At 66.4% G+C, this 19,932-nt stretch carries 18 protein-coding genes and 3 tRNA genes; 4 read left to right on the top strand and 17 right to left on the bottom strand.

What is annotated here, in order from left to right:
- Window positions 1-193 precede the first annotated feature (193 nt).
- The 4 genes from E3T41_RS02200 to E3T41_RS02185 form a co-directional block, all read right to left on the bottom strand.
- Window positions 194-406, bottom strand: coding sequence for a hypothetical protein (locus E3T41_RS02200; RefSeq protein WP_134477123.1), 213 nt, complete (start codon window positions 404-406; stop codon window positions 194-196).
- Window positions 407-412: 6 nt separating this feature from the next.
- The gene (locus E3T41_RS02195; RefSeq protein ID WP_134477121.1) at window positions 413-811 is read right to left on the bottom strand and encodes a hypothetical protein; all 399 of its coding nucleotides are present in this window, start codon (window positions 809-811) and stop codon (window positions 413-415) included.
- Window positions 812-1,064: 253 nt separating this feature from the next.
- Window positions 1,065-1,138 (bottom strand) — tRNA-Met (locus tag E3T41_RS02190).
- 31 nt (window positions 1,139-1,169) lie between these two features.
- Window positions 1,170-1,241: transfer RNA gene (locus E3T41_RS02185), tRNA-Thr, on the bottom strand.
- A gap of 126 nt (window positions 1,242-1,367) precedes the next feature.
- On the opposite strand from E3T41_RS02185, the gene E3T41_RS02180 reads away from it, so the two are divergent.
- Together E3T41_RS02180 and E3T41_RS02175 are read left to right on the top strand one after the other, a co-directional pair.
- On the top strand, window positions 1,368-3,065 hold the full coding sequence (locus E3T41_RS02180) for a glycoside hydrolase family 13 protein (RefSeq protein WP_134477118.1): 1,698 nt from the start codon (window positions 1,368-1,370) through the stop codon (window positions 3,063-3,065).
- Window positions 3,062-3,841, top strand: coding sequence for a GTP pyrophosphokinase family protein (locus E3T41_RS02175; RefSeq protein ID WP_198415558.1), 780 nt, complete (start codon window positions 3,062-3,064; stop codon window positions 3,839-3,841). Before E3T41_RS02180 ends, E3T41_RS02175 begins: the two co-directional genes overlap by 4 nt.
- Window positions 3,842-3,843: 2 nt before the next feature.
- Here E3T41_RS02175 and E3T41_RS18810 read toward each other — a convergent pair whose 3' ends face one another.
- From E3T41_RS18810 to E3T41_RS02135, 8 genes are all read right to left on the bottom strand, one after another.
- Complete coding sequence (locus E3T41_RS18810; protein WP_166791481.1) at window positions 3,844-5,019, bottom strand: M23 family metallopeptidase; 1,176 nt, start codon at window positions 5,017-5,019, stop codon at window positions 3,844-3,846.
- A gap of 181 nt (window positions 5,020-5,200) precedes the next feature.
- A complete protein-coding gene (locus E3T41_RS02165; RefSeq protein ID WP_092448411.1) occupies window positions 5,201-6,037 on the bottom strand; it encodes an inositol monophosphatase family protein in 837 nt (278 codons plus the stop codon).
- Between the two features lie 67 nt (window positions 6,038-6,104).
- Window positions 6,105-6,186: transfer RNA gene (locus tag E3T41_RS02160), tRNA-Tyr, on the bottom strand.
- 103 nt (window positions 6,187-6,289) lie between these two features.
- On the bottom strand, window positions 6,290-8,308 hold the full coding sequence (locus E3T41_RS02155) for an HlyD family efflux transporter periplasmic adaptor subunit (RefSeq protein ID WP_134477113.1): 2,019 nt from the start codon (window positions 8,306-8,308) through the stop codon (window positions 6,290-6,292).
- On the bottom strand, window positions 8,301-9,167 hold the full coding sequence (locus tag E3T41_RS02150; protein WP_134477110.1) for a DUF5666 domain-containing protein: 867 nt from the start codon (window positions 9,165-9,167) through the stop codon (window positions 8,301-8,303). The genes E3T41_RS02155 and E3T41_RS02150 overlap by 8 nt, the downstream gene beginning before the upstream one ends.
- Window positions 9,168-9,201: 34 nt before the next feature.
- A complete protein-coding gene (locus tag E3T41_RS02145; protein WP_134477107.1) occupies window positions 9,202-10,434 on the bottom strand; it encodes an ABC transporter permease in 1,233 nt (410 codons plus the stop codon).
- A complete protein-coding gene (locus E3T41_RS02140) occupies window positions 10,431-11,150 on the bottom strand; it encodes an ABC transporter ATP-binding protein (protein WP_134477104.1) in 720 nt (239 codons plus the stop codon). The genes E3T41_RS02145 and E3T41_RS02140 overlap by 4 nt, the downstream gene beginning before the upstream one ends.
- Window positions 11,143-12,366: an efflux RND transporter periplasmic adaptor subunit gene (locus E3T41_RS02135; RefSeq protein ID WP_134477101.1), complete on the bottom strand. Its 1,224-nt coding sequence runs from the start codon at window positions 12,364-12,366 to the stop codon at window positions 11,143-11,145. The genes E3T41_RS02140 and E3T41_RS02135 overlap by 8 nt, the downstream gene beginning before the upstream one ends.
- Before the next feature lie 181 nt (window positions 12,367-12,547).
- Between E3T41_RS02135 and E3T41_RS02130 the strand changes: the two genes are divergently transcribed.
- Window positions 12,548-13,036, top strand: a complete 489-nt coding sequence (locus E3T41_RS02130; protein WP_092448417.1) for a YajQ family cyclic di-GMP-binding protein — start codon at window positions 12,548-12,550, stop codon at window positions 13,034-13,036.
- A gap of 141 nt (window positions 13,037-13,177) precedes the next feature.
- Here E3T41_RS02130 and E3T41_RS02125 read toward each other — a convergent pair whose 3' ends face one another.
- Genes E3T41_RS02125 through ubiE form a run of 3 tightly spaced genes read right to left on the bottom strand, consistent with a single transcriptional unit; the run spans window position 13,178 to window position 16,402 of the window.
- Entirely contained in the window at window positions 13,178-14,560 is a 1,383-nt protein-coding gene (locus tag E3T41_RS02125) for an FAD-dependent oxidoreductase (protein ID WP_092448418.1), read from the bottom strand.
- A 47-nt stretch (window positions 14,561-14,607) separates the two neighbouring features.
- Window positions 14,608-15,678 (bottom strand): polyprenyl synthetase family protein, encoded by a 1,071-nt coding sequence (locus E3T41_RS02120; RefSeq protein ID WP_233194921.1) that lies wholly within the window; start codon window positions 15,676-15,678, stop codon window positions 14,608-14,610.
- Between the two features lie 22 nt (window positions 15,679-15,700).
- Window positions 15,701-16,402: a bifunctional demethylmenaquinone methyltransferase/2-methoxy-6-polyprenyl-1,4-benzoquinol methylase UbiE gene (ubiE, locus tag E3T41_RS02115; RefSeq protein ID WP_092448419.1), complete on the bottom strand. Its 702-nt coding sequence runs from the start codon at window positions 16,400-16,402 to the stop codon at window positions 15,701-15,703.
- Between the two features lie 94 nt (window positions 16,403-16,496).
- Between ubiE and E3T41_RS02110 the strand changes: the two genes are divergently transcribed.
- Entirely contained in the window at window positions 16,497-17,729 is a 1,233-nt protein-coding gene (locus E3T41_RS02110; protein WP_241990998.1) for an isochorismate synthase MenF, read from the top strand.
- Window positions 17,730-17,761: 32 nt separating this feature from the next.
- Here the strand turns inward: E3T41_RS02110 and menD are convergent, their stop codons facing one another.
- Window positions 17,762-19,465: a 2-succinyl-5-enolpyruvyl-6-hydroxy-3-cyclohexene-1-carboxylic-acid synthase gene (menD, locus tag E3T41_RS02105; RefSeq protein ID WP_134477098.1), complete on the bottom strand. Its 1,704-nt coding sequence runs from the start codon at window positions 19,463-19,465 to the stop codon at window positions 17,762-17,764.
- Window positions 19,458-19,913, bottom strand: coding sequence for a PLD nuclease N-terminal domain-containing protein (locus E3T41_RS02100; RefSeq protein ID WP_134477095.1), 456 nt, complete (start codon window positions 19,911-19,913; stop codon window positions 19,458-19,460). The genes menD and E3T41_RS02100 overlap by 8 nt, the downstream gene beginning before the upstream one ends.
- Window positions 19,914-19,932: the final 19 nt, after the last annotated feature.

Here is a 19,932-nt window from a genome sequence, read left to right as displayed (position 1 = left end):
CCTCAATCGGAGATGTCAGTCCCGTCGACTTCGAACTGCAATACTCGTCACAGACCGCGGAAGTTCAACTCGCCGCTTAACCCGTGTCCACTAACCGGGGGCAAGGCCAATCCCTCGCGCATGATAGCGAGCTTATCGGCGGCTGCTCACAGTCACATCCGGCCCATGTTGCGCGTTGTCTATGAGGGCATACCTAATAGTTGTTGACGTCCTGGCTCTTGGTCCAAGCTCGCAAGGTCTTGGCAATGTGGTGCAAGCCGTGGACATCGGTGCGGATAGTGCCGAGTCGTTCATACGGGTTAATCTCAAACGATTCGGTGATCTCCTTACCGAGCCGGTCTCGATAGCGCAGGGTCGTGGTGAACGACACCACGCTCCCGGAGCGGCCCTTCATCGCCGCGGCCATTTCACGTCACGAATCCAAGTAGGTGCGAACTTCGCCTCCCGGCGGCAAGACGCTCGTCCGACCCGAGATAAACGCGGCGTCCATAAACCCATTCCCCTCACCAAGCTCATGCACGCGCACATACGGCGGATCTATCGCGATCGTTAGGTCACGGGCCGCGGTCTGCCCAATGTTCCTCACCACGAAGTCAGCGAGGGTCCATTCTGCCGCGGAGTCTTCGATCATCGCTAGGAGGTACGGCCGGGCCTGATCTTCGGCGAGATCGCGCGCTTGCTTCAATTGGCTAAGCACCAGGAAGGCACCGACGATAGCGGCACAGAACGCGGCCACTGTGGCGATTGCAGCGATACCGTTCCATGCGGTTGATGACAGCCCAAGCCACGTGTCGGCAACGAGTTTCACCATGCCCAAACCCTATTGCACATTCACGCCTGAGAGAGGCGAAGACCCACCCACGATCGTTCGCCGTGCCAGTCGGCCCAGCGACGCACAGCCCGAGCAGCAGGGCACGAGCAATCCGCCGGAGCGAGGAGGCGTGCGACGGGGCTGTGCCCGAACCTCAAGTCTAGAGCGGAGTCTAGAGCGGAGTTGGCAAATATTCAGCTAAAAAGAAAAGCCCTCTGACCGGTATAAAACCTGGTCAGAAGGCCTTTATATGTAGCGGGAGCGGGAATTGAACCCGCGACACCACGATTATGAGCCGTGTGCTCTAACCAACTGAGCTACCCCGCCGCGACTTGTCGGCTGTTCGCTTCCAAGCCTGAGCCCCCTGTGGGAATCGGACCCACTACCTCTTCCTTACCAAGGAAGTGCTCTACCAATGAGCTAAGGGGGCAGAGCAACCAAAAAACAGTAGCAATGCCGCGTTTTTGGCAACCTAGAAACTTTATCACCCCAGCAAGGCGATCGAGACCACTTAGCCCACACCGAGCATCCACTACCGATGCCGTAGCATTTAAATATGACTGGCACCAAACTGACTTCCGGCACCGAATGGTGGCGCACGGCCGTTATCTATCAGATCTACCCGCGGTCCTTCGCCGACGCAAACGGTGACGGCATGGGCGACCTCGCCGGCATCAGCTCGCGATTGCCCCAACTCCAAGAGCTTGGCATCGACGCCATCTGGCTCTCTCCCTTCTATACGTCGCCGCAACGCGACGCCGGCTACGACGTCTCCGACTACTGCGACGTCGACCCGCTGTTCGGCACCCTGGACGACTTCGAGGTGCTGCAGCGCACCGCCCACGACCTGGGCATTCGCGTCATCGTCGACATCGTGCCGAACCACTCCTCGAGCGACCACGGCTGGTTTCAGGCGGCCCTCGCCGCCGGCCCGGGCAGCGCAGAGCGCGCCCGTTACACCTTTCGCGATGGCAAGGGCGAGAACGGCGACCTGCCGCCGAACAACTGGGAGTCCGTCTTCGGCGGCCTCGCCTGGACCCGCACGACCGACCCCGACGGCACCCCCGGCCAGTGGTACCTGCACCTGTTCGACACCAGCCAGCCCGACTTCGACTGGGACAGCGAATGGGTGCGCGAACAGTTTCGCGCGGTGCTGCGCTTCTGGCTCGACCGCGGCGTCGATGGTTTTCGAGTGGATGTCGCGCACGGCATGATCAAGGCTCCCGGCCTCCCCGATTACACGCCACCCGCCGAGGGCGGCAGCATGGGCGGCGCCCCGGCCACCCTCGAGCCCGGCATCAGCGCCGAATCGCCCATGACCGCGCCCTACTGGGCGCAGGACGGCGTGCACGAGATCTACCGCGACTGGCACAAGGTGCTCGCCGCCTACCCCGGCGACCGCGTCCTCGCGGCCGAAGCCTGGGTCGACCCGCTGAGCCAGATGGCCAAGTGGGTGCGCCCGGACGAGATGCACCAGGCCTTCAACTTCGCCTACCTTGAGACGCCTTGGAACGCAGCAAAGCTCAGGAGCGTCATCGACGAGTCGATCGAAGCCTTCGGCAACGTGGGAGCCCCGAGCACCTGGGTGCTCTCGAACCACGACGTGGTGCGGCACGCTTCCCGGCTCGCCCTCACCGGCGAGAACCTGCAGGGGCACGGCATTGGGCCCAAGACCGTTGGACTGCCGGACACTGCGGTGGGGCTGCAACGCGCGCGGGCAGCATCCGCTTTGATGCTGTCACTGCCGGGCTCGAGCTACCTCTACCAGGGCGAGGAACTCGGGCTGCCCGAGGCCGTCGACCTGCCCGACCACGCCCGCGAAGACCCCACCTGGTTTCGCACCAACGGTGAGCGGTACGGGCGAGACGGATGCCGCGTGCCGATTCCGTGGGAAGGTGCGAGCGCGTCGTTCGGCTTCAGCACCGGCGCGAAGAGCTGGCTGCCACAACCGGCTGAGTGGGCCGGACTGGCCCGCGACCAACAAAACGGTGTAGCCGGATCCACCCTCGAGCTGTATAAGCACGCGCTGAACCTGCGCCGGGAGCACTCCCTCGCCTCCGGCACGGTGGAATGGATCGACGGCTTCGGGCCGGACGTAGTGGCCTACCGGAACGGCGACGTGACGATCGTGGCGAACACGGGCGCGGCATCCGTTCAACTGCCCGCCGGCGACGTGCTGCTCGCGAGCGAAGACCTCGTCGGCCGCACCCTGCCCGGTGACGCGACCGCCTGGTTGCGCGCCGTAACAGCATGACCGACGCGCTCGACCAGCCAGACGATGCTGCAAACACCGCGCTGGGGACCATCGCCGCCATGCGCGAGCTCAAGCTCGAACTGACCCGATTCATGATGTCCTACAAGTTCGCGACCGACGAAATGCTGACCAAGATCAACATTTTGAAGGAAGAATTCAGCTCGATTCACGACTACAGCCCGATCGAGCATGTCAGCTCGCGGCTCAAGTCGCCGGAGGGCATTCTCAAGAAGGCCATCCGCAAGGGACATCCGCTCGAGCTCGACGGTATTCGTGACAATATCCAGGACATTGCGGGAATTCGCATCACCTGCAGCTTCATCTCCGACACTTATCGCATTCGCGACCTGCTCGCCGGGCAACGGGATGTCACGGTGCTGCAGGAGAAGGACTACATCCGGGAGCCGAAGGCGAACGGCTACCAGAGCCTGCACCTGATCGTGGCGATTCCAGTGTTCATGTCGGACCGGGTGCAGCCGGTCACGGTCGAGATTCAAATTCGCACGATTGCGATGGACTTCTGGGCCAGCCTCGAGCACAAGATCTTCTACAAGTACAATGGCGCCGTGCCCGACACACTCGTCGAGGACCTGCGGCAGGCAGCGGATGCCGCCAATCGCCTCGACGTGCAGATGGAGTTGCTGCACGACCAGGTCGTGGCGCGGGGGCCCGCTGCCGATGACGCCGACCTGTTCAGCTTCGACGGCCTGCCGCCGTTTCCGCTGCCAAAGGGCCTGCTCGAGTCTTTCATGCGCGGGCGCACGGAACCGGAATAGCTCTAGTTAGTGTTGGCGTAAAGCCACTCGAGGGGGTCGATCTTGGTGCCGTCCTTGCCGCCGATTCGGATGTCCAGGTGGAGGTGCGGGCCGGTCGACATGCCTGTGCTGCCAGTCTTGCCGATGACCTGGCCGACCTTGACCAGGTCGCCCTCCTTGAACAGCATCGATCCGTGAATCATATGCGCGTAAACGGTCGTGACGAGCTCGCCGTTAATCATGTGGTCGATCATCATGTGCACGCCGAGGCTGGCTTCGCCGTCTTCGGCGTAGCTGACCACGCCGTCGGCGATAGCCTGAATCGGCGCACCGATACCCGGGTTAAAGTCCTGGCCGCCGTGGTTAGCGGAGCATCCGGCGCAATTGCGCGGGCCGAAGCGGTCGCCGATGTGCACACCGACGGCAAACGGCCACTGAATGGTTCCGTTCGGGTTGTTGGTAAAGGTATCTTCCAAACGGATGCCGCTGGCCGCGGCCACCTCGGCGATCGAGCTTGACTCATACCCGTCACGTTCGACGGTGAGAATGTCGCCGTCGGCCAGGTCCATGCTCTGAGTGTCTTCGGCCGGCAGAACGCGCTGGGCTTGCAGAGCTGAGGCCTGCACGTCCTGCGCCGAGAGCAGCGCCTCAGCCGGAAGGGACGTGGCGACGGCCATCAGGGCGACGAAGGACATCGCGAGGATCGACGCACCCTTGGCGGCGCGCTTGCGCATGCTGCTGCCGAGCGGGCGCGACGGGGCCGCGCGACGCGGCAGCGTGCCGGCCGGAACGAAATCGCGGGCTGGCGCGAAGGACTCCCCCGCCGGCTGCTCGGTGCGCTGGCGGCGGCGAGGCCGGGCGCCGGCCGCGGGAATTACGGTCGGAATCGACTGGGTGGCACCGAGAACCAGCAACTTTTCGTAGTCGGTGAGCTCGGCATCGGCGACCGCGACGGCCGCGACGATGCGGTCGGTCTCGGTCACAACGGGCGGTTCGAGGTCGGGTTCGGTCAGGTCCGCAGCGACGATCAAATCGGCGGCAGGGCTGAGCCGCAGGACCTCTGCGACGTTTTCGTCGACCGGCGCTGCGGTGGCGAATGCCACGCGCTCGCGCTCCCGCAACTGACGCCGGGTCAGGGCCGCAGGTTCCACGCGGGGAAAGACAGCGTCGTCACTCTCGCTGGACACGGAAGTATCCAAGGATGGAGTGTGACGTGACAAAGTGCAGCTTTCAGCGAGGCGGACGGGAACTGGTGCTCGTACTGGACAACGCCAAACAACGACTGGCCAATATAACGAATTGATTAAGGATAACGCGCAAACCTGAGAATAGCAGAGGACGCGACGGATCACACCCCGATTTGGGCAAGTGGGTAAAGAGTCAAGCTTCCTGCACGGGAGCCGGAAAACGGTCGAATAGCTCTGCCAGCACGGGTTCGAACTGACCGTAGAGGCGGGGAGCAGCGGCGATGAGCAGGTCGCGACCCTCGGCATCCGCTTGCAGAGCGCCGACCCGGGCACCAGCCTCGCGTACTATCAGGGCGCCGGCGGCGTGATCCCAAGGGTTGAGTCCGCATTCGAAATAGAGGTCGAGCCGCCCGCAGGCGACCGAACACAGGTCGAGTGCGGCCGACCCGATGCGACGAATGTCCCGCACCTGGCCGATGAGACCGCCAACGACGTTCGCCTGCCACACCCGCCACGCCGCCTCGTAGCCGAAGCCCGTGCCGGCCAGGGCGAGCGAGAGCGGAACGTCCTGGTTCACGTGCAGGCGCTGGTCGCCGAGCCAGGCTCCCGACCCTTCGGAAGCCGTGAACACCTCGCCGAGGGCCGGGTTGACGACCGCGCCGGCGAGGGTGTTCCAACTGGCCGGATCGGGATCGCCCTGCACCACGGCGATGCTGACGGCGTAGAACGGGATGCCGTAGAGGTAGTTGACGGTACCGTCGATGGGGTCGACCACCCAGGTGAGCCCGGTCGTGCCGTCGGTCGTGTCGGATTCTTCGCCGTAGAACCCGTCGTTCGGGCGAGCGTCGGCGAGCAATGCACGAATGTGCCGCTCGACCTCACGGTCGGCCGCGGTGACGATGTCTTCCGGCGAGGACTTCGACGCGGCGATCTCGACCCCCTCGGCGCGGCGCCGGTGGGCGAGCGCGCCCGCGGTGAGGGCGATGGTGCGTGCGAGGTCCAGCAGCTCGGTCGGGGCAGGATACGTCATGCCCCCACGCTACAGGTGGCTGTGTTAACGAGAACAGGCAGGCCCTGAGGCCTGCCTGTTCTGCTCGTGGCGAGTGCGAGGTTCGAACTCACGAAGGCTACGCCGTCTGATTTACAGTCAGATCCCTTTGGCCGCTTGGGTAACTCGCCAGGCGCTCCCGACCAGGTGTAATCACTTGACCGGAGACGCGGGGTTAACAATACAAGACGAAACGCCTCACCGAGAAATCAGCACGTTTGACAAGGCGGGCGTCTACCCGGCGGGCGGCCCAACCATACCGGCCGGCGGGGTGCGCAGCTCGGTCGACGTGTCGCCGCCGAGGCCCGCGAGTCCGCTCTCGGTCTCGGTCTCGGAGCTGGCGATGGCGGCATTCAGATCGGCCAGAATCACCGTGTCACCGATGTCGATTCCCGACCTGATCTCGGTCAGTTCGGAACCGACCGCACCCACCGTCACCTCGGTACTCATCGAAACGCCATTCTCGAGCAGATCGACCGTGTAAATCGCATCGGCTAGGTGCACGGCCGAAGTCGGCACGGTAAACACCTCGTCGAGGCTCGCCACCGCAACGGCGACCGCGGCCGAGCCGCCGTTCAACAGGGCGGGGTCGGTGCTCCCCAGCGCAATCTGCACCGTATAGGACGGCGTTGACGACGATGACACGTTCAGGATTCCGATCGAGCTGACCATTCCGGACAACTCGTCGTCAACGCTTGCGACATCGACGGCTGCGCTTTGGCCGACGACGACCCCGGCGATGTCGGGGAGCGAGACGGTCGTGCTCACCACGAAACCGTCCTCACCGATGATGGTGATCACGGCACTGGACGATGACGCCGTGACGCTGTCACCGACCGCCAGGGCGACAGCCGCGACGGTACCGGCGATCGGGCTGGTCAGCGCCGCCAGCGTCAGATTGCGCTCAGCGATCGCCAGCTCCGCAACGGCCGCGTCGATCTCGGCCTGGTCGGCCACAATGGTTTCGGCCGAGGCGACCGTTGCGGCCGCAGCGCCACCCGCGGTGGTGCTCGGCACTTCGGCAGCGGATGTCGCAGCCGCGCTGGTCGCCGACGCGGCGCTTGATCCGCTGCTCGCGCTGGTGCTCGGAACCGTGGCGGCGGCACTCCCCGTCGATCCGGACTTCGCCGTGCCGGCTACCGCTTTCTGTAGCGCGCTGACGGACTGGTTGAGGTCATCGACGAGCGTGAGCACGCCAACTTGAGCCTCGTTGGTCGCGGTCTGGCCGGCGAGCACGGCGGTGATGGCGCTCTGGCAGTCGGCGAGGGCGAGCTTCGCGGCCGCAAGCTTCTCGGCTGCAGTCAGGGGGGTAGCGGCGGTCGTGCCGGTGGTCGCATCTGCAGTCGTGTCGGCGGTCGTGTCGGCGGTCGTGCCGGTGGTCGCATCTGCAGTCGTGTCGGCGGTCGTGTCGGCGGTCGTGTCCGTCGTCGTATCCACCCTTGTGTCAGCATTCGTATCCGCGGTCGCTTCCGCGGTCTCATCCGCCGCAGCCTCGTCGAACGCGGCCTCTAGGAAGGGCAGGCAAACGTCGGTCGTCCACGCGATGGCGACGTCGGTCGTCCACGCGATGGCGACGTCGGTCGCGGCGAGCGCGGTCACGGCCACGTCGTACTGGGCAAGCAGGGCGGCTTGCGCGGCGCCGACCGCCGTGACGGCTTCCGCCATAGCGGCCGAGACCTCGCCGGTCGAAGCAGAGGTCGAAGCAGAGGAGGCCCCCGAGGCAGCGCCGGCACCCGACGCAGCAGACGTCGTCGAGGTGGCCACAGCATCCGTTGTCACTGTGCTCGTCGTGCTCGTCGCCGTCTGCGAGTCGAGGTCACTCTCGAGAGTGAGCTGGGCGCTCGCGATATTCGCCTCTGCCTCGGCGATCGCGTCGTTCAGGCTAGCAACGTCGAGGGTGGCGAGGGTCTGCCCGGCGGTCACCGTATCGCGCAGGCTCACGGCCACGCTGCTCACCGTGCCGGCGACCGAAAACGATGCGTCGCTGCGGCTGGCTGAGGCCAGGGTCCCGACCAGGTCGAGCGATTCGCTGACCGAACCGAGCGCGGCTGCGACCGTTCTGTAGTCGCCGCCCTCGGCACGGGTCAGGGCGTAAGCGACGCCGCCGCCGGAGGCGACGAGCACGGCCGTGACCGTTCCCACAGCGAGCAAGCGCCGGTGCTTCTGCCGGGCTGCCCGCAGCTTCTTGGCGGATGGCTGGTGCTGCACAGCGGATGCCGCCGCGCTCGTGTTGGTCGCGGTGCGCTTACTCATTTGCGTCGCCACCCATTCGGCCACCGGAGCCGGCCATGGCGCTCACGCAGCCGTCGTCGCCGGTCACCGAGAGTGCGACAGCACTAGCTGCAAAGCTTCCGGTGTCGTCGGCCTCGCCCTGGGCGCTCGCGCACAGTCCGACCGCAAGCGCCGACGCATCAGAAGCGGATGTCTTGGTGTAGCTGGTCGAGTCGTCGACCGTCACCGTTTCGCTCGCCACCACACCGTCAACGTCGGTCGAAGCGACCGTGATGGCGGTTGCGGTGACCGCGGTGACAAGGCCGGTCGTGCGGGTACCGAAGCCGCCGGCATCCGCTGGCAGATCGGTCGGGATACCAGTCGGGGCGGTCCCGTCGGCACCCATCGGCATATCCTCGGGCAGATCGGTTGGCATATCGGTCGGCATATCGGTCGGTGGCGTGCCACCGGGCATGCCACCGCCACCCAGTTCGCCCAGGCCCGACGCGCATGCGCCGTCGACCGCGTCGGTGACGGCGACGCTCGTCGGGACGGTTGCGGCATCCGTGCCGTCGGCCGCTGCCGCACTCGACAGATTCACGCACTGGCCAACGCTGACGTCGGCCAGTGTCGCGGCGAGCGTCGAGGTGAAGGTCGTGGCGTCGGAATAGGTCACCGCGGTCTGGGAATCACTGTCCTGCAGCTGAAAGGTTTGCCCGGTCAGAGCCGCGATCTCGCCGGTAAGGCCGGGCGCGACCCTGGCTTGCTGTTCCGTTGACGTGTCCGTCGTGCTGGCCGCGGCCGCCGTGCCGTCGGTGCCGGCGCAGCCCGAGAGCAGCAGCACGCCGCCGAGGCCGAGCGCCCCGCCCGCGAATGCCGCCCGGCGCTTGAGTTTCATCATGTCAGTGGTCTCATTTCGTTCGAAAGCATGGAAGTTATTCACTGCGCAGGGCGTCAATGGGAGCGAGGCGGGCGGCCCGAGCTGCCGGGTAGACGCCGAAGCTCAGGCCGATCACGATGGCGACGCCGATGGAGAGCCCGACCGCGGCCGGCGAGACGACGATCGAGCTGCCGATCACACCCGGCAACAGCAGGGCCGCGGTGACCCCGAGTATCGCGCCGAGCAGTCCGCCGCTGAGGCCGAGAATGGCCGCCTCGATCAGAAACTGCCGGCGGATGGCGCCCGGCGGCGCCCCGAGGGCCTTGCGGAGGCCGATCTCGCGGGTGCGCTCCGAGACCGAGACGAGCATAATGTTCATGACGCCGATGCCGCCGACCAGCAAGGACAGCGCCGCGACGCCGGTGAGCAGAATCGTGAGCGTTTCGTAAACGGCCGTTGCGGTGCTCACCAGGGCGTCCTGGCTGCTGATGGTGAAGTCGGCGGCCGTGCTGTCGGTGATCGAGTGCAGGTTCAGCAACAGGGTTTCGGCCTCCTGATACGCGGCGGAAAGCTGAGTGTCGCTGGCGGCCTGCAGGTAGATGGTCGACACGGCGGAACTTTCGGTGCCGCCGACCAGCGCGCTCGCCGCGGTCGAGAACGGCACGATGGCCATATCGTCGAGGTTGCCCGAGGAATCCGACCCGGCGGAGTCGAGCACCCCGATCACCTGGAACGTTTTGTCGCTGATCACCACGGACTGGCCGACCACCCGCTGGGTGCCGAATAGTTCGTCGGCGGTCTCAGGGCCGAGCACCACGACCGCGGCCGAGGTTTCCTCGTCGTCGTCACTGATGAACGCGCCCATGCTGAGAGTGCGGGCGCGCACGTCCACCCACGAGGTGGTCGTGCCGGTAACGGATGTCGTCCAGTTCGTATCATTCGCTTCGAGCGACAGCGACAGGGTCTTTTCGGCGGCGACCGCGGAAATATCGGGAGCGTTAACGCTCGACGTAAGCGCCTGCGCATCCGCTATGGTCAGCGTCGAAGTCGAGCCGAAGCCGCCGCGCAGGCCGGCGGTGTCGGTGCTGCTGCCGGGGGCGATGATCAGCAGGTTGCTGCCGAGCGAACTGATCTGCGCGCTGACGTCTTTCTGGGTGCCGAGGCCGAGGCCGACGGTGAGGATGACGGCGGCGATTCCGATCAGAATTCCGAGCACCGTAAGGATCGACCGCAGTGCGTGCGAGTAGACAGCGCTCCAGCTGGTGCGGAAGGATTCGAGCCAGCTCATGCGGCAACCTCCTCGGTCAGTTCGTCCCGGAGAATTTCGCCGTCGCGCACCCAGACAATGCGGGCGGCCCGGCGGGCGACCTCGAGCTCGTGCGTGATGAGCACGATGGTGCGGCCGCGGGCGTGCAGTTCGTCGAATAGGGCGAGCACGTCCTGGGTCGACACCGAGTCGAGGTTTCCGGTCGGTTCATCGGCCAGAATCATGGTCGGCTCACCGACCAGGGCGCGGGCCACGGCCACGCGCTGCTGCTGTCCGCCGGAAAGCTCGCCCGGCCGGTTCTCGAACCGGTCACCGAGACCGACCCGGTCGAGCGCCTGCTCGGCGCGGGCTTTGCGCTCGTGCCGCGGCACTCCCCCATAGATCAGCGGCAATTCCACGTTGCGCCAGGCCGTCAGCGACGACAGCAGATTAAAGCCCTGAAACACGAACCCGATCTGGCGGTTGCGAATCTCGGCGAGTTCCACCTCGTCGAGATCGTTCACGTCGGTGCCGCCGAGGCGGTACTCGCCGCGGCTGAGGGTGTCGAGGCAGCCGAGAATGTTCATGATCGTGGACTTTCCCGACCCCGATGGCCCCATGATGGCGACGTATTCGCCCTCATGAATGGCGAGGTCGATGCCCGTGAGCGCTTCGAATTCGATGCTGCCGGAGCGGTAGGTCTTGCCGGCGTTACGCAATTCGATGACCGAGGTATCCGATTTCGACTGCTCACCCATTGTCGGGACCTCCGGGCATCTGACCGGCCGGAAAGTCGCCGGTGGGCATGTCGCCGGGGGGCATCATGCCGGTGCGGTCGGTGCCGGTGTTGCCGCTGCCGGGGGTGAAGGATGCCATGACGACCTCGTCGCCCTCGGCGAGTCCCTCGGTGATCTCGGTGAGGTCGCCGATCGTGGCCCCGACGGTGACCGGCGTCGAGACCTCGTTACCGTCGGCGTCCAGTACGGTCACAACGGATGCCCCATCCACGCTGGTCACAGCGGCGCTGGCCACCGTCAGCACGTCGGTGCGGCGTTCGTACACGATGTCCGCGGTCACCGCGACGCCGTCATAGAGGCCCTCAGTGGATCCGGTGACCACGACGACGACCGGGTAGGCGGCCACACCGGTGCTCGTTGCGGGCAGCAGGCCGACCTCGGAGACGGTGCCGAAAAACTCAGTGCCGTCATCGAGCGCCAATTCGACCTGGTTATCGGCCGCGATGAGGGCGGCATCCGTTTCACCGACGGTGAAGTCGACGGTCCAGGAGTCGGTGCCGACGATGGTGAAGGCGGCGCTGCTGGCGGTGGTCGTCGCGCCGGCGCCGGTTTCCGCCGTTCCGGCCGCTGCGCCGCCGCCCGCTGCGCCGTCGGTCGTGCTTCCGCCCGAGACGGCCTCGCCGACGGCGACGTTGACCACGGTGATGAGTCCGGCGACCGGCGCGGTGAGTGTGACGGCAGCTTGCGCGGCCAGGGCCTCATCGACACCGTTCTGTGCCGTGGTCACGCTGGCCTCGTTGGCGGCGATCTGGGCCAGGTCGGCCGTGCTTGTGTCACTCGCAACCTCGCTGTCGGCCAGTTTCGCTGCAGCGGAGGCGAGGGTGGCGCGGGCCGCGAGCAGCTCGGCGTCGACGGTGAGGGTGTCGACGGTAGCGAGCACGTCGCCCGCCTGGACCACCGTTCCGGCGGCCACGTTCACCCCGGTGACGTTTCCGGATGCCGCGAAGGACACCTCTTCCTGCACCGTCGGGGTGAGGGTGCCGCTCACCGTGACGCTCTGTTGCATGGTCTCGAGACTCGCGGCAACGGTCTGGGTGGCCGGGGTGGCCTCGGCACGGGTCGGCTGGGCGGCAATGAACCACCAGGCCCCGCCGCCGATCAGGGCGAGCACGATGACGCCGCCGCTGAGCACCCACCACCAGGCTTTCATTTGACGGATGCGTGTGCGCAGCTTCATTGTTCTCCTCAGATATTCACCTTCGGCACGTTGTTCACTGTGCCGCTACAACGAACCTAAGGACGCTGTCTATGCCCGAGGCATCCGTGGCCTATCAAACGCCTATCAGTAACGCGAGAGCGCGTTTGGAGTACCTAATCGCGCACTTCGTGCGCTCTCGCGGGTCAGATACCATGGGGGAATGGCAGATTCAACGTTCGACATCGTCAGCAAGGTCGACCCGATGGAGGTCGACAACGCCCTCAACCAGGCGCACAAGGAAGTCGCGCAGCGCTACGACTTCAAGAACGTGGGGGCCTCGATCGCGATGAGCGGCGAGAAGGTGCTCATGAAGGCGAACACCGAGGAGCGCGTCAAGGCGATCCTCGAGGTGTTCGAGTCCAAGCTGATCAAGCGCGGCATCTCCCTGCGCAGCCTCGATGCCGGCGAGCCGTTCGCCTCCGGCAAGGAGTACCGCATCGAGACGTCGATGAAGGCCGGGATCGACCAGGAGAACGCGAAGAAGATCAGCAAGATCATTCGCGATGAGGGGCCCAAGGGCGTCAAGAGTCAGATTCAGGGCGACGAACTGCGGGTCAGCTCGAAGAGCCGCGACGACCTGCAGGCGGTCATGGCCCTACTCAAGGGCAAGGACCTCGACGTGGCCCTGCAGTTCACGAACTTCCGCTAGCCGCGCGCCCACACCTCCCGCACCTCCCGCACCTCCCGCACCATTTTGGTCGCCGGGCCCACCTTATGGAACCGGGCCCATGATGGATCATGGGCCCGGTTTCCGGGCCCGGGCCCGGTCAGAAGAGAGGGGCGGCGCGGGCTACTCCGCGCGGGAGACCGCGACCATTTCGTCGCGATCGACGACCTTAATGCGGATGCGGCCGGCCGCCTCACCGAGCGCGAGCTCGTGCTGGTCCAGGTTGTGCCAGCCGTCAAGTCCGGTGTAGCGCACGCCGCGATCGGAGAGCAGCGCCACGATGCTCTCCTCCGACGGCGACTCGGGCCGCCACCAGTTCCCGAGGTCATTGATCAGGTGCTTGATGGTTTCCATCGCGTCGCTTTTGGTATGGCCGATCAGGCCGACGGGCCCGCGCTTGATCCAGCCGGTCGCGTAGACGCCGTACATCTGCTGGTTGAACAGCCCGCCGGTCCCGGCCGAGGGGTCACGCCGCAGCACCTGACCCTCGCGGTTGGGAATCACACCGCGCTTCTTGTCGAACGGCACGTCGGCCAGCTCCGACCCGAAGTAGCCGACCGCCCGGTACACGGCCTGAACCGGGATCTCGCGAATCTCACCGGTGCCGACGACGCCGCCGGCGGCATCCGTTATGGTGCGTTCCCAGCGAAACGCAGCCACCCGGCCGGTGCCGTCATCGACGACCTCGACCGGCTTGGCGAAGAAGTGCAGGTGCAGGCGGCGGCTGGCCGTGCCGGTCTCGCGGGCGCGCCACGCGTTCAGCGTCTTGTCGATCACGAAAACCTGCTTGTTGCTCGCGACGGCATCCTTGGCGGCTTCGTCGTAGTCGAAGTCCTCGTCGTAGACGATCATGTCGACGTCGTTCAACTCGCCGATCTCGCGCAGCTCAAGCGGCGTGAATTTAACGGATGTCGGCCCGCGGCGCCCAAACACGTGCACGTCGGTCACCGGTGACGCCGCGAGCCCGTCGTACACATTTCCGGGAATCTCGGTCGGAAGCAGGTCCTCGGCGTGCTTGATCAGCATGCGGGACACGTCGAGGGCCACGTTGCCGTTGCCGATCACGGCGATCTCGCGCGCCTCGAGCGGCCAGGTGCGCGGCACATCGGGGTGACCGTCGAACCAGCTGACGAAGTCGGCTGCGCCGTAGGAACCGTCGAGCGAGGCGCCGGGAATGTTGAGGTCGGCGTCCTGCACGGCCCCGGTCGCGAAGATGACCGCGTTGTAGTGCTTCTTGAGGTCGTCGAGGGTGATATCGACACCGAACCGCACGTTGCCGAACACGCGAATATCGCCGCTGTCGAGCACCCCGCGCAGGGCGGTGATGATGCCCTTGATGCGCGGGTGGTCGGGCGCGACGCCGTAGCGCACCAGCCCATACGGCGCGGGAAGGTGGTCGAACAGGTCGATCGAGACCTCAAAGTTGCGCTCAGCCTTGAGCAGAATATCGGCGGCGTAGATGCCGGCCGGGCCTGCGCCGACGATAGCCAGTCTCAATTTGGTCACGGAAGTTTCCTTACTGCGCGAGCAGTCGGGGCAAGCCCCAACACGCTCTAGCTGGAGCGCTCGACGATGGTCTCGGCGAATCGGGTGAGAGCTTTCTTAACCGAGCCCTTCGGCAGCGGGGCGAGGGCAGCTACCGCGTCGCGGGCCCAGCCGTGCGCCTCGGCGAGGGTTTCGGCGGTGACGGCGTGCTCGCGCAGCGCGGTGATGGCCGCATCGGCAGCCTCACCCTGTTCAGCGCCGGCCGACATGACGTCGCGTTCGAGTCGCTGCAGCAGATCAGCGGATGCCCCATCGCTCACGGCGCGTTCCCGCAACCGAAGCAGCGGCAACGTCACCACTCCCGCCCGGAGGTCCGTTCCCGGCACCTTGCCGGTCTCCTGCGGCTGCGGCGACAGGTCTAGCACATCGTCGATGAGCTGAAAGGCCACGCCGATCTTCTCGCCGAAGTCGACGACGGGCTGCTCGAACTCGGCCGGAGCGTTGGAGAACACCACCCCGCCCTGCGCGGCTGCCGCGATGAGCGAGCCGGTTTTGCCTGCGAGCACCTGAATGTAATGCTCGACCGGGTCGTCGCCGGCGCGCGGGCCGACCGTCTCCTGAAACTGGCCCATCACGAGGCGCTCGAAGGTGGTCGCCTGCAGCTTGATGGCGCGCTCACCGAGCCGGGCCATCAGCTGACTGGCACGGGCAAACAACAGGTCCCCGGTGAGGATAGCGATGGAGTTGCCCCACACCGTTTGGGCGCTCGGTACGCCGCGACGCTTGTCGGCATCGTCCATTACGTCGTCGTGGTAGAGCGAGGCGAGGTGAGTCAGTTCGATGGCCGTCGAAGCGGTGACCACGTCGGGCACAATGCCCTCGCCCAGGTGCGCGGTGAGCAGCGCAAGCATGGGACGCACCCGTTTGCCGCCCGCGTTGAGCAGGTAGCGGCTGGTGACCGTGGCGATCTCGTTGGCGTAGACCAGTTCGGCGAGCAGGGCGTCTTCGACCTGTTCAATGCCGGAATCGATGTTCGCGGCCAGGCCACGATCGGCGGAAGTCGAGAAGATACGATCGCCGAGGCCCGCCTGGCTAGTCACCGACGCGCTGCGTCGGATCACGGGGGCTCTGGATTTCACGTAAGTCAGCCTATCGAGTTGATCAGGATTTGGTTCCACGGTGCAGCGCCACGATGCCGAGCGTGAGATTGCGGTAGGCGACGCTGGAGTAGCCGGCCGAGCGCAGCCATCCGCTTAATACCGGCTGGGTCGGCCAGGCCGCGATGGACTCCCCCAGGTAGTCGTAGGCCTCGGCGTTCGACGAGGCGAGCCGCACGACCCGCGGCATCACGTGGTTGAGGTAGGCGAAATAGCTCTGGCGCACGAGCGTGAGCGGCGGGGTCGAGAACTCGCAGATGACGACGCGGCCGCCGGGCTTGGTCACCCGGTAGAACTCGGCGAGCGCCTTCTTCGGTTCGACCACGTTTCGCAGCCCGAAGGAGATGGTGACGGCGTCGAATTCGTTGTCTTTGAAGGGAAGCACCGTGGCGTCGGCCTGCACGAATTCGATGTTCGGGTTGTGCGCGTGACGGGTCTTGCCGACCTCGATCATGCCGGCCGAGAAGTCGGCGGCGACGACGTGGGCGCCACTGTGGGCGAGGGCTGCGCTGGACGTTCCGGTGCCGGCGGCGATGTCCAGAATGCGCTCCCCCGCCTGCGGGTTGACGGCCTTGGTGGTGGCGAGGCGCCAGAGCGACGCGTTGCCGACCGACAGCAACGCATTTGTGCGGTCATAGTGGGCGGCCACCTCGTCGAACATGGCAGCCACCTGCGCGGGCCGTTTGTTCAGGTCTGCTCTATTCACCCCATCATTCTAGGTCGCGCGGGCGGGGCGAAACTGCATGGTTGCCGGGGTACGCGTTCGTATAGGAGCAGCGGCGCGGGCGTAGGCTACAGAAGTGAATGTGCAGGCCTTGACGGTCGAAACCTCCCCGATAGCCGATATCCGCCAACTGATCCTGCTGCTCGATGGCCGCACGCCCCTGCTCTGGATGCGTCGCAACCAGGGTTTGGCCGGCATCGGCTGCGCGCTGCGGCTCGAATTCTCCGGCCCGACCCGCATGACGGATGCTGCGGCGGCGTGGAAACAAGTCGTCGCGCTGGCCACCGTGACCGACCCGCTGGCCCGCACCGGCACCGGGCTGCTGGCATTCGGTGCGTTCGCCTTCGACGAGTCCTCCGCGCAGACCAGCGTGCTGATCGTGCCCGAGATCATCGTCGGCCGCGAAGACGGCCAGTGCTGGGTGACGCGCATTCACGTGACCGGCCAGAGCGCCGGCGCGAACCCGCTCGCGCTGCATCCGCTCGGCGACGAGTATCGCATCGCGCTGCTCCCGGGAGCGTTACCCCCCGCAGACTTTCGCACCGCGGTCAGCTCCGGCATCGAACGCATTCGCGCGCAACAGGTCAACAAGGTCGTGCTCGCCCGCGACCTGGTCGGGCGAGTGCCGGCCGAGTCCGACCTGCGCCGCGCCATCAGCAAGCTCGCGCTCGGCTACCCGGACTGCTGGACCTACGCCGTCGACGGCCTCATCGGGTCGAGCCCGGAAACCCTCATTCGCGCCGACCACGGCTCGGTCAATGCCCGGGTGCTGGCCGGCACGATCTCGCGGGGAGCGGATGCCGAAGACGACCGCGAGGCGGCCCTGACCCTGGCGACCTCGTCGAAGGACGGCGACGAGCACGAGTTCGCCGTGCAGAGCGTGCTCAAGTCGCTGCGCCCGCACACCTCGGTGCTCGCGACCAGTGAGATTCCGTTCACGCTGAAGCTGCCGAACCTGTGGCATCTCGCGACCGACCTCGAGGGCACGCTGAGCGACGGGTCGACCTCGCTCGACCTGATCGCTGCGTTGCATCCGACGGCCGCGGTCGCCGGAACGCCGACCCTCGAAGCCCTGAGCCTCATTCGCGAGCTCGAACCGTTCGACCGCGGCCGCTACGCCGGGCCGGTCGGCTGGGTCGGCGCCGACGGCGACGGTGAATGGGCGATCGCCCTGCGCTGCGCCCAAGTCGCCCCCGAGGGCGGCATTACCGCCTACGCCGGCTGCGGCATCGTGCTGGACTCCGACCCCGACCGCGAGCTGGCCGAGACGAAGATGAAGTTTCGCCCGATCGTCGAGGCCTTCGGCTAGCTCGCGGCAGCCGAGCCCCGCGCGACACAGACTCAGCGAACGAGCGAAACCTCGAGGATGGCCGGACCGGTCGGGGCACCGGTGAGGGCGCGCTCCAGGTCGGCCCGCGTGGCTGCGACCTCGTACTCCCAGCCATAGGCAGCAGCGAGGGCTTGAAGGTCGACGCTGCGCGGCGTGTACAGCACCCGTTCCATCGCCTCGACCGGGGCCGTTGCCGCGACCTCGAGGCCGTCGAAGATGCTGCCGCCGCCGTCGACTCCGACAATGACCTGCAGCCGCGGCCGCGGTTCGCCGGGAGCGAGCAACAGCGAGCCAACGTCGTGCAGAAACGTCAGGTCGCCCATTAGCACCCGTGTCACTCCGACCGAACGCGGTTCCGGTTCGGCCTGGCTGGCCAGCGCCACTCCGAGCGCCGTCGCAATGGTGCCGTCGATTCCGGCCAGCCCGCGGTTCGCCAGCACGGTGATCTTCTTGCCGGGAACGCGCTTGTCCGCCTCCCGAATGAGCCGGGAGGCACCGAGTACGAGCCGGTCGTGCGGCCACGACGCCCGCCACACCGCGTCGACGAGCAGCGCCCGGGTCAGCGGTGCCCGCAGCACGGCCAGCTCGGCGCGGGTGATGCCGCGTTTGTCGATCGGGGCCCGGCCCTCATCGGCCGCCGCCTCGGCGAGGGCCCGGCTGGTCATCACCCAGCGCCCCAGCCACGCCCGACCGGCCGGGGTGCGCGCGGCCGCAGCGCACGAAGCATCCGGTCCAATCGAGCGGGTGAAGGCGCGCGCGGAGCGGCCGGGATTATACCACTCGATTCCGGTCGGGGCGACCACAATTGTCTCCACACCGGGGCGTTCAATGAGGGCGGGAATTTCTCGACTGAGCGTGGGGTGGCCGAACACGATCACGCGCTCGACCTCGCCGCCCAGATCCACGGCGCCAAGCAGCTCGCGATAGTGCACAATCAGGTTCGGGCCGAACCGAGCCCCGCTGGACACTTCGGCCAGCAGCGGCCAGCCCCCGGCGTGGGCGAGTTCTTCGGCCTCCGGACCGGCGCCATCGCCGGCAACGACAACCGTGCGTGGTCCAGGGGCGAGCAGCATGGTCGGGCCGTCGGTCGAGACGGCAGGTGCAACGGGGGCAGCCGGAGTCACCCTCGGCAATCCAGCAGGAAGCGCGGCCGACAACGGCTCCCGAAACGCCAGATTCAGTTGCACCGGGCCCGGTGCGGCGGTGCCTTCGCCGGTGGCGGCATCCGTCGCTTGGCGGGCCAACGCTTGGGCAATGCCGGTCTCGTCGGGTTCGCCGACCGGCGCCGGAACGTCAAGGCACAGTCGGGTGGCGACGCCGAAGATGCCGGGCTGCACGGTGGTTTGGTTTGAACGGATGCCGCGCAGCTCGGCCGGACGATCGGCCGTCAGCAGGATCATCGGCACCCCGGCATGGTGCGCTTCGAGCACGGCCGGGTGCAAATTGGCCACGGCCGTGCCCGACGTCACGACGACAAGGGCGGGCCGACCGGTCTCGAGCGCAAGGCCGAGCGCGAGAAAGCCGGCGCTGCGTTCATCGGTGCGCACATGCAAGTGGATACCGCCGGCCCGTTCCAGCTCGGCCGCGGCCAGCGCGAGCGCCTGCGAACGCGCACCGGGACAGAGCACGAGGTCGCGCAGCCCGAGACGTATAAATTCGTTTAGAAGGGAGAAACTAAAATCGGTCGCCGGGCTACCGTTGAACGGCTCAGGCATCCCGACGGCCAGGCTGCTCGCCTTCGCCCGGTTCCTTCTTCTCCTTCTTCGGGTCTACGCCGGTACCATTGCCCGGTGTCGGATCGTTCTTGTCGAGATCGGCGAGGTCCTGCTCCATCCGACGGATGCGCTCCTGCTGGTCTTTCTCGTTGAATGGCCGGTTTTCGCCGGTTGCTGTGGCAACGCCGCCGCCGTTCAGGCCGCGCAGAAAATCGAGGTCGTCATCGGGAGCGACCGATCGGTACGACCGGGTGGTGGGCGTGGAGCGTCCGTGGCCGACCAGCAGCCAGAGCAGCGGGCCGATCAGCGGTACCAGAACGATGACGAAAATCCACACCCAGCGCGGCAAACCTCGAATGCGTTTGCGGTCGAAGACGGCGCAGTCTACGAGGGTGTAGACCGTGAGAATGACCAGGGCCAGTCCTAGTCCGATCAAGAGCTTGGGCATGTCTTGATTCTATGGCGCT

Origin of the sequence: Cryobacterium sp. Hh38 (assembly GCF_004403235.1) — a bacterium.
Classification (GTDB): domain Bacteria; phylum Actinomycetota; class Actinomycetes; order Actinomycetales; family Microbacteriaceae; genus Cryobacterium; species Cryobacterium levicorallinum.
Note: the sequence above shows the minus strand (reverse complement) of the source record. Positions and strands in the feature narration are given on the sequence as shown.